Raw genomic sequence first — 13698 nt, forward strand, 5'->3', positions numbered from 1 at the left:
TCGTACAGCATTATCGGGCCGCTCCTGTCTGATTGCGATGCTGTCGTTAGTGTTTATCGATGTTGATTGTAAGGGGGGCGGCGGCGAACACACCTTCCGAGGCAGGCCGATAAGGACGATTGTGGGATACCGTTTTACCGTGATCAGCAGGCACCCGTACCGGCGCAGGTCATCGATAAGGGCATCCCTAACAGCCGGACTACTAGCCCACGTCATGATCGCGAAATTTGCTGACCATCTGCCTCTTTATCGTCAGGAATCGATTTTCGGTCGTGCCTGCTTGGTCATTCCACGTTCAACCTCGGCTCAATGGATTGGCGTTACCGGCGTGCAGTTGTAGCCTCTGGTCGATGCGCTGCGCGACGTAGTGCTCAGGCAGCAGGTTATCCATACCGAGGAAACTCGGCGTCACCAAAGCCGGATTTACGGCACCGAATACGGCAAGAAAAAGCCGTACCGGTGATGGATATGCTGCATGCCTGGATGCTCGCCCAGCGCGATCTCGTGCCAAAGGTTCGGCTATCAGCAGAGCACTGGATTACAGCCTGAAACGCTGGGCAGCGCTGTCGCGCTACCTCGATGACGGGGCTGTCACGATTGACAATAACTGGGCAGAGAACCAGATTCGGCCGTGGGCTCTTGGACGCAAGAACTGGCTCTTCGCAGGGTCGCTACGTAGCGGCAAACGGGGGGGCAGCGATCATGAATTTGATCCAGTCTGCGCGCATAAACGGACACGATCCGTATGCCTATCTGAAAGATATGCTGAAGCGATTGTCGACACAGCGGGCCAGCGAAATCGGGCTACTGCTACCGCATCAGTGGGTACCGCGAGATGAGTCAGGCGTACACTGACCGCATACGGTCAGTCTCGACGATTAACTCTTTGAGAACACCCTATAGCCATGAAGACACAGCCTGGTATCCAAAAGCCAGGATTTCCGGTGCCTAAGCCTACTGCAAGTAGTGAGACGCCGACTGCGAGCATGATGCGTTCTCCATAACTGAAAGATCCATTAATAACTGACCTGAATTTAGCATGGACCCATCGCTGTAGCGGCAAAGAAATCGTCATGCTTGCAGGAATCAAGGGATTCATCAGATCGGAATGATGAGTAAAAAATCGCACATATCTCCATGCAAGGTGGGATGCGCGGACGGTTACTGTGGAACCACCAATTATGGTGAAGAGGTTTGCGTTGCACTTGGCCTGACATAAGCGGCGGGATGACGACCGGAAGGCCTCCATCCTCCGCATCACCATTCTGAAATCAAGGCAGCGACTGGCTGTCCGTTCTCATGATCTGTGCCTCACCATTGGCCACAAGCCAGCGAATCATTTCGGCAACCGACACGGTATGGCTACGTTCTATCCAGCGCACTAGTGCCGGCCCGTAGTGTTCGGTGTATCGGCTGAGCACCAGTTGGCGACAGTCCGCTGACAAACGCAGGGTAATTTCGCGACAGTGCAGATTGGCCGAGTCGTCCCGCGTCACCCGTTGCTGCAGAACCAGGCTATTGTTTTCAGAACCCATCAGCCGGTGCTCCTGTGCATTGAGAGGTGGTGTTCTCTGGCGAGCCTTGTTTGCCATCGGCCACGTAAGCGGCACGATGCTCGGCGACCACATTGCGCAATGCGCTGTAATAGTCCGGCAGTTTTTGCAGGCTGTCGGTCAGCGGTAAGGCTTCTGCCCGGCCATCGACGATGCCGCCGACAGTGCTGATAGTGGACAGCGTCTCCACGGTATCGCTATTGCTGCCGAACGGATCGACCACAAAACCAAGCACGCGGCCGGCGGCGTCGCGACTGTTGGAGGTCCCGAGTAACGGCAGCTCGATGATCGGACCATTGCCGATGCCCCACACGCCAAAGGTCTGGCCGAAGTCCGAGTCGTGGCGCGGGATACCGGCCATGCCGGAGACATCGATCAAGCCCACCACCCCTACCGTGGTGTTGAGCGCGAAACGTCCCAGGGTATTGACCGAGCGCATCGGGTTGCCTTGCAGCAGATCATTGATAAAGACCTTCGGCTCGCCGAAGTTCGCCACAAAGTTATGCACACCGGTCTGGAAAAAATCCGGCGTGTAGCGGTAGCCGCGCGCGACCGGCGCCAGGGCGTAATCATCAACCACCCGGTTAAACGCGAAGACGCCACGATTGAACGGTTCCGCCGGGTCATACACCGAATAGGCGATGTCAGCGCAGGCCACGTCGGTGGTGGTCGGCGACTGGCTGCTGCAACCCGTCAGCCCTGCGGCCAACACGGCAATTGAGGTGTTGCGGGTCAACCAGGGAGCACACTTAAAAGGCAACATGGACGCAATTCTCAGGAGAAATTCGCCGTGATGCTGAGCTCCAATCCTTGCGCCAAGATGTCTGGTTTATTGCGCTGTTGACGCTTTGTTGCAGAGTTGAAATATATGACGCGCCGCCATGAATGGTTTTAGATAGCGGTTCCATTCGCCCCTTAAGTGACCTTCGGTGAACAGCCTTTTAATTGTCGACGACGACCTTGAAGTCCTTGATCTACTGAAAAAATTCTTCGTGCAACACGGCTACAGCGTCGAGGTCGCCACAGACGGTGCGTCGCTGTGGGCGGCCATAGAGCGCCAGGCGCCGGACCTGATCATTCTGGACGTGATGTTGCCCGGAGACAGCGGGCTGATCCTGTGTCAGCAACTGCGGATTCGACACGCAATACCGGTGATCATGCTGACGGCCATGGGTGAACTCAGTGACCGGGTGGTCGGCCTGGAACTGGGTGCCGATGATTATCTGACCAAACCCTTCGACGCCCGTGAACTGCTGGCCCGAGTGCGTGCTGTGCTGCGTCGCGTGGACGAGCGTCGTCCGGTTCCGCAAGAGCGGCCACGGCCACTGATTGATTTTGCCGACTGGCATCTGGACGTCACCCGCCGTGAACTTCGCTCGCCGGACAACGTGATGATCCCGCTGTCGGCCGGTGAGTTTGACCTGCTGCTGGTCTTCGTCGAACACCCCCAGCGCATCCTCACCCGTGAGCAGTTGCTGGACCTGGCGCGCGGGCATTGCCATGAGGCGTTCGATCGCAGCATCGACGTTCAGGTCAGCCGCCTGCGGCGCAAACTCGAGTCCGACACCAAACGGCCGGCAATGATCCGCACCGTGCGCAATGGCGGTTACCTGTTTACTCCCAGCGTGACGCGGCGATGAACTGGCTCAAGCGGATTCGTGCGCGAGACTGGCCGCAAGATACGGTGGCGCGCTGGATTGCGTTGACGATCATCCTGGCCATGCTCATTTCCCTGGCGCTCAACGGGTTGTTTATCCAGTTGGCCGGTGTATGGGCGCGCCCGCCCTTGACCGAGATCGGTTTGCTGGAAAAAGCCGCTGCCATCACCCGCGTCATCGAGGCCGCCCCGGCGCCATTGCGCAACCGATTGGCACAAGCCGCCAACGAGAACGGCTTCACTGTCACGTGGCACCCTGATCGGCACGATCTCAATCTGCCTGCAGTGGACGATCCGAAGTCTGACATTGGCTCGACCATCCTGCAGCCGATGCTCAGAGCCCCTGACCGGCGCATCGAAGCCTATGAACCGGCCGACTGGACGGAGCACACGGAGGACGCGCATTACGCGCTGTTGATCGAGCTATCGGATTCATCATGGCTGATGTTCTCCGCGCCCTCGCGCAGTTGGGGGCTCGACGAAGCGCCACGCTACCTGATCGTCATCCTGCTGGTGCTGATCTCCACCGCAGTGGTCGCGCTGATCGCTACCCGACGCCTCGCCACACCTTTGCAGCGTTTCGCCGAAGGCGCCCGCCGCTTCGGCGTGGACTTCCGCGCACCGCCGATCGAGCCGCTCGGTCCCCACGAAATCCGCCAGGCCATTCTCGCGTTCAATGCCATGCAGGCCCAGCTACAGCACTTCATCCGCGACCGTACGCAAATGCTCGCCGCCATCTCCCATGACCTGCGCGCGCCCCTGACGCGGATGCGCTTGCGAGGCGAATTCATCGAAGACAGCGAGCAACAGCAACGGCTGTTTCGTGACGTGGATGAAATGCAGGCAATGATCAACTCGGCGCTGGAGTTCTTTCGTGATGATGCGCGGCTTGAACCGGCGACCCAGTTTGATCTGGCGGAACTGCTGCAAACGTTGCTTGATGATTACCGGGATCAGGGAGTCGACATTACGTTTAGCGGGACGTTGCGGTTAGTGTATTTCGGGCGCCCGTTGGGGCTTAAGCGGGTGATGACCAATCTGCTTGATAACGCGATCAAGTACGCCAGTGAGCCGGGAATTGAACTGACTCCGAGCGCTGGCCAGGTGCGGATCAAAGTACTGGATCGTGGGCCGGGCATACCAGATGCCTGCCTTGAACAAGTGTTTGTGCCGTTCTTCCGGATGGAAGGCTCGCGCAACAAAAGCACGGGGGGTGTTGGTCTGGGGTTGTCGGCGGCGCGGGCGATTGTGCTCGAGCACGGAGGCAACCTGACACTGCGTAATCGGTCGACGGGCGGATTGGAGGCGTTGGTGGTATTGCCGGTGCATTCAAGTTCAGAGCTGATCTCTCAGCATTTGCTTTGAACTGAGCGATTAAACGACCCAAAAAATTGGGGCTAATCCAGATGCGAGCCAGTTACACACAACTCCTGTGGGAGCGGGCTTGCTCGCGAAAGCGGTGTGTCAGTCAACGATGGTGGTGACTGGTATATCGCATTCGCGAGCAAGCCCGCTCCCACAGGTTTTTCGGTCAGGCTTAAGATCGTGTGAACCTAAGCCTCCCAGCCCGCCCCACTGACCGCCGCCTGCGCCAGTGGGTGCAAGTCTGCCCCCTGATGCGCTGTCTGCCAGGCCAGCAACTCCTTGCGCATGCCGGGCGTCCAGTACATCTGCAGGTGATTGCGTACGCCGAGCACGGCCTGATTCTGGTCCGGCTCGCTGGCGAAATACTGGGCAATCTGGTTGACCATTTTGATCAGGTTGTCGGTACTCATCGGCGTACCTCCGCTTTAGCGCCACGCGCCTGACGGCGTTCGTCGAGCAAACGTTGTTGTTCGTCGCTGAACTCCTGGTAGCGTTTTTGCCACTCGGAAGGGTGGTAGACGCGGCTGACTTCCACGGCGGTGACCTTGTACTCCGGACAGTTGGTGGCCCAGTCGGAGTTGTCGGTGGTGATGACGTTGGCCCCCGATTCAGGGAAGTGGAACGTGGTGTACACCACGCCCGGAGCTACCCGTTCGCTGACCCGCGCACGCAGTACGGTCTGGCCGGCGCGGCTGCCGATGCCGACCCAGTCACCTTCGTTGATGCCACGGCTCTCGGCGTCGGTCGGGTGGATTTCCAGGCGGTCTTCGTCGTGCCAGGCGACGTTGTCGGTACGCCGGGTCTGGGCGCCGACGTTGTACTGGCTGAGGATGCGCCCGGTAGTCAGCAGAAGAGGGTAGCGACTGTTGACCTTTTCCTCGGTGGGCACGTAGCCGGTGAGCATGAAGCGCCCCTTGCCGCGCACGAACTCCTCGATGTGCATGGTCGGCGTGCCGTCCGGTGCCGCGGCGTTGCACGGCCATTGCAGGCTGCCGTGGCGATCCAGTTCGGTGTAGCTGACGTTGGTGAAGGTCGGCGTCAGGCTGGCGATTTCATCCATGATTTCTGATGGATGCTGGTAGTTCATCGGGTAGCCCAGAGCGTTGGCCAGGGCCACCGTGCCTTCCCAGTCGGCCTTGCCGCCCAGCGGCTCCATGACTTTGCGCACCCGGGAGATGCGCCGTTCGGCGTTGGTGAAGGTGCCGTCTTTTTCCAGGAACGAGCTGCCCGGCAGGAACACGTGGGCGAACTTGGCGGTTTCGTTGAGGAAGATGTCCTGCACCACCACACATTCCATGGCCGACAGCGCCGCGGTAACGTGCTGGGTATTCGGATCGCTCTGGGCGATGTCTTCGCCCTGGCAATACAGGCCCTTAAAGCTGCCGCCCAAGGCCGCCTCGAACATGTTGGGAATGCGCAGGCCCGGGTCGGGTTGCAGAGTGACATTCCAGGCCTGTTCGAACTGCGCCCGAACCACTTCGTTGGAGATGTGGCGGTAGCCAGGCAGCTCGTGGGGGAAGGAGCCCATGTCGCAGGAGCCCTGAACGTTGTTCTGCCCACGCAGCGGGTTCACGCCCACACCTTCGCGGCCGATGTTGCCAGTGGCCATGGCCAGGTTGGCGATGCCCATGACGGCGGTGCTGCCCTGGCTGTGCTCGGTGACGCCCAGGCCGTAGTAGATCGCCGCGTTGCCGCCGGTGGCATACAGACGGGCGGCGGCGCGGATGTCGGCAGGGTCTACGCCGCAGATGGCGCCAAGGGTTTCCGGCGAGTTTTCCGGGCGGCTGACGAACTCGCTCCAGCGGGCGAAATCGCTGCCCTCGCAACGGGCGTCGATAAAGGTTTGATTGAGCAGGCCGTCGGTGACGATGACGTGGGCCAGGGCATTGAGCATGGCGACGTTGGTGCCCGGGCGCAGGGCCAGGTGCAGTTCGGCGCGGGCATGCACCGAGTCCACCAGATCAATGCGTCGTGGGTCGATGACGATCAGTCGCGCGCCTTCACGCAGACGGCGTTTGAGCTGGGAGGCGAACACCGGGTGGGCGTCGCTGGGGTTGGCGCCCATCACCAGAATCACGTCGGCCTGCATCACCGAGTCGAAACTCTGGGTACCGGCGGACTCGCCCAGGGTTTGTTTCAGGCCATAACCGGTCGGCGAGTGGCAGACCCGCGCACAGGTGTCGACGTTGTTGTTGCCGAAGGCGGCGCGTATCAGTTTTTGCACCAGATAGGTTTCTTCATTGGTGCAGCGGCTGGAGGTGATGCCACCAATGGAGTCGCGGCCGTACTTTTGCTGCAGCCGGCGGAATTCGCTGGCGGCGTAGGTCACCGCTTCATCCCAGCTGACTTCCTGCCAAGGGTCATTGATGTGCTTGCGGATCATCGGCTTGGTGATGCGATCCGGGTGGGTGGCGTAGCCCCAGGCAAAGCGCCCTTTGACGCAGGAGTGACCGTGGTTGGCTTGGCCATTCTTGTCTGGAACCATGCGCACCAGTTGGTCGCCTTTCATCTCGGCGCGGAACGAACAGCCCACACCGCAATAGGCGCAAGTGGTGATCACGCTGCGTTCGGGCTGACCCAGTTCGACCACGCTTTTTTCCATCAGCGTCGCGGTCGGGCAGGCTTGCACACAAGCACCGCAGGACACGCATTCCGACTCCAGGAAGTTGTCGCCACCGGCGGCCGCGACCCGGGATTCGAAACCGCGCCCGGTAATGGTCAGGGCAAAGGTGCCCTGGGTTTCTTCGCAGGCGCGCACGCAACGGTTGCAGACGATGCACTTGCTCGGGTCGTAGTCGAAGTAGGGGTTGGAGGTGTCCTTCACATCCGCCAGATGGTTGTCGCCTTCATAGCCGTAGCGCACTTCCCGCAGGCCGACCTGACCGGCGACGGTTTGCAGCTCGCAGTTACCGTTGGCCGAGCAGGTCAGGCAGTCCAGCGGGTGGTCGGAGATGTACAGCTCCATGACGTTGCGGCGCAGGGTGGCAAGCTTCGGTGTCTGGGTGTGCACGCTCATGCCTTCGCTGACCGGCGTGGTACAGGACGCGGGGTAACCGCGCATGCCGTCGATCTCCACCAGGCACATGCGGCAGGAGCCGAAGGCTTCCAGGCTGTCGGTGGCGCACAGTTTGGGAATGGTGGTGCCCAGCAGCGCGGCGGCGCGCATCACCGAGGTGCCTTCGGGCACGCTGATGCTGCGGCCATCGATGTTGAGGGTGACTTGCACCTGACTGTCGCGGGCAGGGGTACCCAGGTCGATATCGGTTTTCGGGTCGAAGAGAGTGATCATTGGTCGGCCTCCGAGGACTGCAGACCGAAGTCGGCGGGGAAGTACTTGAGGGCGCTGGCCACCGGATAGGAGGTCATGCCGCCCAACGCGCACAGCGAACCGTATTGCAGGGTGTCGCACAGGTCCTTGAGGATGATCACCTGCTCATCACGACTGTTCTGATCGGGCGCGGCCAGCAGGCGGTCGATTACCTCCACGCCCCGGGTCGAGCCGATGCGGCAGGGGGTGCATTTGCCACAGGATTCCTCGGCGCAGAACTGCATGGCGAAGCGTGCCATGTGGGCCATGTCCAGGGTGTCGTCAGCCACCACCACACCGCCGTGTCCGAGCATGGCGCCAATGGCGGCGAAGGCTTCGTAATCCAGGGGCGTGTCGAATTGCGCGGGCGGCACCCAGGCGCCGAGCGGGCCACCCACCTGGGCGGCTTTCAGCGACCGGCCACTGGCGGTACCGCCGCCGTAGTCTTCCACCAGTTCCCGCAGGGTCAGGCCAAAGGCCCGTTCCACCAGGCCGCCGTGACGAATATTACCCGCCAGCTGGAAGGGCATGGTGCCCAGAGAGCGGCCCATGCCGTAATCGCGATAGAACTGCGCGCCTTTGGCCAGAATCAGCGGCACCGAGGCCAGGGTCAGCACGTTGTGCACCAGGGTCGGCAGGCCGAACAGACCTTGCAAGGCGGGGATCGGTGGCTTGGCGCGAACAATCCCGCGCTTGCCTTCGAGAGAGTCCAGCAGCGCGGTTTCTTCACCGCAGATGTAAGCGCCGGCACCGACGCGCACTTCCATATCGAAGGCCTGGCCGCTGCCGCCGACATTGGCGCCCAGGTAACCGGCAGATCGGGCGATGTTCAATGCTGCGCGCAGAGTCGCCACAGCTTGTGGATATTCCGAGCGCACGTAGATGTAGCCGTAACTGGCGCCGACGGTGATGCCGGCAATGGCCATGCCTTCGATCAGCAGGAAGGGGTCGCCTTCCATCAACATGCGATCGGCAAAGGTGCCGGAATCTCCTTCGTCGGCGTTGCACACAATGTATTTCTGCGCAGCCTGGGTGGCGCGCACCGTGCGCCATTTGATCCCGGCCGGGAAGGCTGCGCCGCCACGGCCACGCAACCCCGAATCGAACACGGCGGTCGCGGTCTGCTCGCCGCCCAGGGCGATGGCCTGGGTCAAGCCCTCAAATCCGCCATGAGCCCGGTAATCCTCCAGCGACAGCGGCTGGGTAATACCGGCGCGGGCGAACAGCAGGCGTTGTTGTGTCTTCAGATACGGCAACTCTTCCACCAGCCCCAAGGCCAGCGGATGGTCGGACGACTCGCCTTGCAGCGCATCGAGCACCGACGGCACATCAGCCGCGGTCAGCGGGCCGAAGCCGATACGGCCTTGCGGGCTGTCCACTTCCAGCAGCGGTTCCAGCCAGTACAGGCCGCGAGAACTGGTGCGTTGCAGGTCCAGCGGCAAATTGCGTTCCCGGGCCTGAGTGGCAAGGGCCACGGCCACCTCATCGGCGCCCACGGCGCGGGCCAGGGAGTCACAGGGCAGATAGAGGCGTGGCATCATGCGTCCTCCCGGCAAGCATCGAGCAGGGCATCCAGACGCTCGGGGTTGAGCCGCGCATGCAGCTGACCATCCAGCTCCAGAGCCGGTGAGCAGGCGCAGGCGCCGAGGCAATACACCGGACGCAAACTGATGCTGCCATCGGCGCTGCTGCCGTGGTCGTCCAGTTGCAGACGTTCGCGCAACTGCGCCGCGAGCTGCTCGGCGCCGCGACTCTGGCAGGACTCGGCCCGGCACAGACGCAGAATATGCCGGGCCGGCGGCGCGGTGCGGAAGTCATGGTAGAAGCTGATCACCCCGCGAACCTCGGCCTGACTCAGGTTGAGGGCGTGGGCAATCTCGGGGATGGCGGCATCGGGGATGTAACCGATGCCCTCCTGAATCTCATGAAGGATGGGCAACAGTGCGCCGGGGGAGCGTTTGTGGCGCTCCAGCAGGCTGTTGACCATAGGCAGGTGCAACATCTCATCAGGCATACAGCATTCCTCACGATCACGGACAAACCAGGCGGTTGTCAGTTGTCCGAAAGTGTCGGCTGCGGCAGTCACACCACGTCACGGTATCGTGGCATTTTCAGGCCGTTGGCCAGGCACCCTGAGCGGGCATCTTGTTGGGCCCGGTGCGGTCTTTGCCGCACCTCTTCAGGGCATAACAGGCAGCTTGCCATGCTGCCTTTGATTCATCTGCACCAAAGCGACGTGTTCGATTCTGTCTACGACTCCCTGTTAAGTCTAGAAGAGCGCAGCCCGAGGCGTTCACTCACTGAACATCTTTCGGATAATCCTTGAGCGCGATGAGCGAGGCATCGTGCCCGCTTGTGCCAAGCTGAAAGGGTATTGAAACGCCGTGCATTCAATTGCCGGTCAGGCTAACCCCAAGAGGTCCATGACATGAACACCACTCATGCATCGCACGTCCGTCGCGAGTTCTACAAAGCAGTCAGGTTCTACTTTCACGTTGTCTGGCCAATTTTTTCCATCCTGCTGTTTTTGATTGTGTTGTTCGGCCTGATCATCGGCTTTCTGGAAGGATGGGATCCATTTGACGGTATCTACTTCGCGTTCGTGACCGGCCTGACCATCGGTTATGGAGAACTCGTCCCCAAACTGGCCGTCTCGCGGATATTGGCGATTTTGCTGGGATTTAACGGGGTGCTGATGACGGCGATATTTGCGGCGATCAGTATTCGGGCGATTGAGATTGCGGTGCGGACGACAGATCAGGTGGAGTAGGAGAAGCGGCGGCGTAGGGGGAAATGCGCTATGAAGTCACGCTCATGATGTTCATTTGAAAAACAGGAGAAGATAGAAGATTGATTTCAACAAGACGTGGCTCCTCGCGTGGGAGCTCCTATCGGGCGTCCCCATTTTAGGCAGGCCTCTTTTTTCATTGAATGTCTTTCAAGTAGTCCATAAGAGCGATGAGCGGGACATCCAGCTGTGGGATCGTCTGGGCAGCGCTGAAATCTGCCGCCAATCGATGCAGCTCGCGACCGAGAACTGTATTAACTCCGCCTATGGCCTCCAGCGCCAAATCCACACAATGCGCCACTCTAAACTGGATACCCTCGAAATCACCCCTACGCACCAACAACCCAAACACCTCCCGCTCGTAATCGCTCATGATCGGATCATCCCGCAAAATCGGACTTTCACCTTCCGTCTCATAAGCCAGCTTGAAGGCGAAAAGGGCAACGGTTTCCAGTGGCAATTCCATTGTGTGAATCCTTGATTCGTTAGCTGAGCGGTTTCGGGTTTGGCGTTGGAGAGCAAGATCAAAAGATCGCAGCCTTCGGCAGCTCCTACGGGGCGAGGTCACTTTTCTATAGGCGAAAAAAAAGGCCTTGCAAAGCAAGACCTTTCTTAATTTTGGTGCCCCGAGGGAGACTCGAACTCCCACTCCTTTCGAAAACGGATTTTGAATCCGCCGCGTCTACCAATTCCGCCATCAGGGCTCAATGGCGGCGAAGTATAGAGATGAGATAACCGTTGGTCAATCAGGTACATGGAGAATTTTTGATATTTCCGCTAGACTTCCCGGCCCTGCTAGACGAACCCCATCATGCGCGTTGCTGACTTTACTTTTGAGCTCCCTGATTCGCTGATTGCTCGCCATCCTTTGGCTGAGCGTCGCGGTAGTCGCCTGTTGACCCTTGATGGGGTCAGCGGCGCCCTGGTACACCGTCAATTCACTGATTTGCTCGAGCATTTGCGCCCGGGCGATTTGATGGTGTTCAACAATACCCGGGTGATTCCAGCGCGCCTGTTTGGCCAGAAGGCTTCCGGCGGCAAGCTGGAAATCCTGGTGGAGCGGGTGCTCGACAGTCATCGCGTGCTGGCCCATGTGCGTTCCAGCAAGTCGCCGAAACCGGGTTCGAAGATCCTGATCGACGGCGGTGGCGAGGCCGAGATGCTGGCGCGTCACGATGCGTTGTTCGAGCTGGGGTTTGCCGAAGAGGTGTTGCCGCTGCTCGACCGTGTCGGGCACATGCCGTTGCCTCCTTATATAGACCGCCCGGATGAAGGCTCGGACCGCGAGCGTTATCAGACGGTGTACGCCGAGCGCCTGGGCGCGGTGGCAGCGCCGACGGCGGGGCTGCATTTCGACCAGCCGCTGATGGAGGCGATTGCCGCCAAGGGTATCGAGACTGCGTTCGTGACCTTGCATGTCGGCGCCGGCACCTTTCAGCCGGTGCGCGTCGAGAAGATTGAAGATCACCACATGCACAGCGAGTGGCTGGAAGTCGGCCAGGACGTGGTCGATGCCGTTGCGGCCTGCCGCGCTCGCGGTGGTCGCGTGGTGGCGGTGGGGACCACCAGCGTGCGTTCTCTGGAAAGTGCCGCGCGCGATGGCGTGCTCAAGCCGTTCAGTGGCGATACCGACATCTTTATCTACCCGGGCCGGCCGTTTCATGTGGTCGATGCCCTGGTTACCAACTTCCATTTGCCCGAGTCCACGCTGTTGATGCTGGTTTCGGCGTTCGCCGGTTATCCCGAGACCATGGCCGCCTATAAAGCCGCCGTCGACAACGAATACCGCTTTTTCAGCTACGGTGATGCGATGTTTATCACCCGTAATCCCGCACCACGTGGCCCAGAGGAAACAGAATGAGTCGCACCAGTCGCATGTCTTTTGAGCTCCTTGCCACAGACGGCAAGGCTCGTCGCGGTCGTTTGACCTTCCCGCGCGGTACCGTCGAGACCCCGGCCTTCATGCCGGTGGGCACGTACGGCACGGTCAAGGGCATGTTGCCGCGGGATATCACCGCCACTGGCGCGGAAATCATTCTGGGTAACACCTTCCACTTGTGGCTGCGTCCTGGTACCGAAGTGATCAAGAAGCACGGCGACCTGCACGATTTCATGCAGTGGAAAGGCCCGATTCTGACCGACTCCGGCGGTTTTCAGGTGTTCAGCCTGGGCGCGATGCGCAAGATCAAGGAGGAGGGCGTGACCTTCGCCTCTCCGGTCGACGGCGCCAAAGTGTTCATGGGTCCGGAAGAGTCGATGCAGGTCCAGCGCGATCTGGGCTCGGACATCGTGATGATTTTCGACGAATGCACCCCGTACCCGGCCGATGAAGACGTCGCTCGCGTATCGATGGAGCTGTCGTTGCGCTGGGCCCAGCGTTCGAAAAACGCCCATGGTGATAACACCGCGGCGCTGTTCGGCATCGTTCAGGGCGGTATGCACCAGGATTTGCGCATGCGCTCCCTGGAAGGCCTCGACAAGATCGGCTTCGACGGCCTGGCCATTGGCGGTCTGTCGGTGGGCGAGCCCAAGCACGAGATGATCAAGGTGCTGGATTACCTGCCGGGCCAGATGCCGGCTGACAAACCTCGTTACCTTATGGGCGTTGGCAAACCGGAAGATCTGGTTGAGGGTGTGCGCCGCGGTGTGGACATGTTCGATTGCGTGATGCCAACCCGTAATGCCCGCAACGGGCATCTGTTCATTGATACAGGCGTGCTGAAGATCCGTAACGCGTTCCATCGCCATGATGATTCGCCGCTGGATCCGACCTGCGATTGCTATACCTGCCAGAACTTCTCCCGTGCTTATCTGCACCATCTGGACAAGTGCGGCGAAATGCTGGGTAGCATGTTGAATACCATCCACAATTTGCGCCATTACCAGGTGCTTATGGCTGGTTTGCGCGAGGCTATTCAACAGGGTACATTGGCCGCCTTTGTCGATGCCTTCTACGCCAAACGCGGGTTACCTGTTCCGCCTTTGGACTGAGTTTTCTGACCCCAAGATTCAACATTTGCAACTGGAG

Annotated in this window: 12 protein-coding genes, 1 tRNA gene and 1 pseudogene; 6 read left to right on the forward strand and 8 right to left on the reverse strand. The window is 60.1% G+C overall.

The genetic code is table 11. The features are described from left to right. Positions 1 to 147 precede the first annotated feature (147 nt). Positions 148 to 855 (forward strand): annotated as a pseudogene (locus PMI36_RS30740) (IS66 family transposase); the annotation flags it as partial. Positions 856 to 1271: 416 nt separating this feature from the next. Here the strand turns inward: PMI36_RS30740 and PMI36_RS12315 are convergent. Then, positions 1272 to 1535 (reverse strand): hypothetical protein, encoded by a 264-nt coding sequence (locus PMI36_RS12315; RefSeq protein ID WP_008072820.1) that lies wholly within the window; start codon positions 1533 to 1535, stop codon positions 1272 to 1274. Next, positions 1525 to 2316: an MlaA family lipoprotein gene (locus PMI36_RS12310; protein ID WP_008072829.1), complete on the reverse strand. Its 792-nt coding sequence runs from the start codon at positions 2314 to 2316 to the stop codon at positions 1525 to 1527. The genes PMI36_RS12315 and PMI36_RS12310 overlap by 11 nt, the downstream gene beginning before the upstream one ends. Before the next feature lie 166 nt (positions 2317 to 2482). Here PMI36_RS12310 and PMI36_RS12305 point away from each other — a divergent pair, with 166 nt between their 5' ends. Beyond that, complete coding sequence (locus PMI36_RS12305) at positions 2483 to 3193, forward strand: response regulator (protein WP_008072831.1); 711 nt, start codon at positions 2483 to 2485, stop codon at positions 3191 to 3193. Continuing rightward, positions 3190 to 4575, forward strand: coding sequence for a sensor histidine kinase (locus PMI36_RS12300; protein WP_008072832.1), 1386 nt, complete (start codon positions 3190 to 3192; stop codon positions 4573 to 4575). Before PMI36_RS12305 ends, PMI36_RS12300 begins: the two co-directional genes overlap by 4 nt. Positions 4576 to 4763: 188 nt before the next feature. Here PMI36_RS12300 and PMI36_RS12295 read toward each other — a convergent pair whose 3' ends face one another. Genes PMI36_RS12295 through PMI36_RS12280 form a run of 4 tightly spaced genes read right to left on the reverse strand, consistent with a single transcriptional unit; the run spans position 4764 to position 9896 of the window. Continuing rightward, entirely contained in the window at positions 4764 to 4985 is a 222-nt protein-coding gene (locus PMI36_RS12295; protein ID WP_008072833.1) for a formate dehydrogenase subunit delta, read from the reverse strand. After that, positions 4982 to 7864, reverse strand: a complete 2883-nt coding sequence (fdhF, locus tag PMI36_RS12290) for a formate dehydrogenase subunit alpha (protein WP_008072834.1) — start codon at positions 7862 to 7864, stop codon at positions 4982 to 4984. The genes PMI36_RS12295 and fdhF overlap by 4 nt, the downstream gene beginning before the upstream one ends. Further along, on the reverse strand, positions 7861 to 9423 hold the full coding sequence (locus PMI36_RS12285; RefSeq protein ID WP_008072835.1) for a formate dehydrogenase beta subunit: 1563 nt from the start codon (positions 9421 to 9423) through the stop codon (positions 7861 to 7863). The genes fdhF and PMI36_RS12285 overlap by 4 nt, the downstream gene beginning before the upstream one ends. Then, complete coding sequence (locus PMI36_RS12280; protein ID WP_008072836.1) at positions 9420 to 9896, reverse strand: formate dehydrogenase subunit gamma; 477 nt, start codon at positions 9894 to 9896, stop codon at positions 9420 to 9422. The genes PMI36_RS12285 and PMI36_RS12280 overlap by 4 nt, the downstream gene beginning before the upstream one ends. Positions 9897 to 10310: 414 nt before the next feature. Between PMI36_RS12280 and PMI36_RS12275 the strand changes: the two genes are divergently transcribed. Next, the gene (locus PMI36_RS12275) at positions 10311 to 10652 is read left to right on the forward strand and encodes a potassium channel family protein (RefSeq protein WP_008072849.1); all 342 of its coding nucleotides are present in this window, start codon (positions 10311 to 10313) and stop codon (positions 10650 to 10652) included. A 154-nt stretch (positions 10653 to 10806) separates the two neighbouring features. Here PMI36_RS12275 and PMI36_RS12270 read toward each other — a convergent pair whose 3' ends face one another. Further along, entirely contained in the window at positions 10807 to 11136 is a 330-nt protein-coding gene (locus PMI36_RS12270) for a hypothetical protein (RefSeq protein WP_008072851.1), read from the reverse strand. A gap of 153 nt (positions 11137 to 11289) precedes the next feature. Next, a tRNA-Leu gene (locus PMI36_RS12265) sits at positions 11290 to 11374 on the reverse strand. Between the two features lie 107 nt (positions 11375 to 11481). Here PMI36_RS12265 and queA point away from each other — a divergent pair. Next, the gene (queA, locus tag PMI36_RS12260) at positions 11482 to 12531 is read left to right on the forward strand and encodes a tRNA preQ1(34) S-adenosylmethionine ribosyltransferase-isomerase QueA (protein ID WP_008072853.1); all 1050 of its coding nucleotides are present in this window, start codon (positions 11482 to 11484) and stop codon (positions 12529 to 12531) included. A gap of 14 nt (positions 12532 to 12545) precedes the next feature. Next, on the forward strand, positions 12546 to 13661 hold the full coding sequence (gene tgt, locus PMI36_RS12255) for a tRNA guanosine(34) transglycosylase Tgt (protein ID WP_162130630.1): 1116 nt from the start codon (positions 12546 to 12548) through the stop codon (positions 13659 to 13661). The last annotated feature ends 37 nt before the right edge of the window (positions 13662 to 13698 follow it).

It is taken from the genome of Pseudomonas sp. GM79, from assembly GCF_000282495.1.
Classification (GTDB): domain Bacteria; phylum Pseudomonadota; class Gammaproteobacteria; order Pseudomonadales; family Pseudomonadaceae; genus Aquipseudomonas.

Bases quoted from the DNA above. Each gene is read 5' to 3' on its own strand.
- PMI36_RS12315 (WP_008072820.1), bottom strand. From the start codon at position 1,535: ATGGGTTCTGAAAACAATAGCCTGGTTCTGCAGCAACGGGTGACGCGG.
- PMI36_RS12310 (WP_008072829.1), bottom strand. From the start codon at position 2,316: ATGTTGCCTTTTAAGTGTGCTCCCTGGTTGACCCGCAACACCTCAATT.
- PMI36_RS12300 (WP_008072832.1), top strand. From the start codon at position 3,190: ATGAACTGGCTCAAGCGGATTCGTGCGCGAGACTGGCCGCAAGATACG.
- PMI36_RS12295 (WP_008072833.1), bottom strand. From the start codon at position 4,985: ATGAGTACCGACAACCTGATCAAAATGGTCAACCAGATTGCCCAGTAT.
- fdhF (WP_008072834.1), bottom strand. From the start codon at position 7,864: ATGATCACTCTCTTCGACCCGAAAACCGATATCGACCTGGGTACCCCT.
- PMI36_RS12285 (WP_008072835.1), bottom strand. From the start codon at position 9,423: ATGATGCCACGCCTCTATCTGCCCTGTGACTCCCTGGCCCGCGCCGTG.
- PMI36_RS12280 (WP_008072836.1), bottom strand. From the start codon at position 9,896: ATGCCTGATGAGATGTTGCACCTGCCTATGGTCAACAGCCTGCTGGAG.
- PMI36_RS12275 (WP_008072849.1), top strand. From the start codon at position 10,311: ATGAACACCACTCATGCATCGCACGTCCGTCGCGAGTTCTACAAAGCA.
- PMI36_RS12270 (WP_008072851.1), bottom strand. From the start codon at position 11,136: ATGGAATTGCCACTGGAAACCGTTGCCCTTTTCGCCTTCAAGCTGGCT.
- queA (WP_008072853.1), top strand. From the start codon at position 11,482: ATGCGCGTTGCTGACTTTACTTTTGAGCTCCCTGATTCGCTGATTGCT.
- tgt (WP_162130630.1), top strand. From the start codon at position 12,546: ATGTCTTTTGAGCTCCTTGCCACAGACGGCAAGGCTCGTCGCGGTCGT.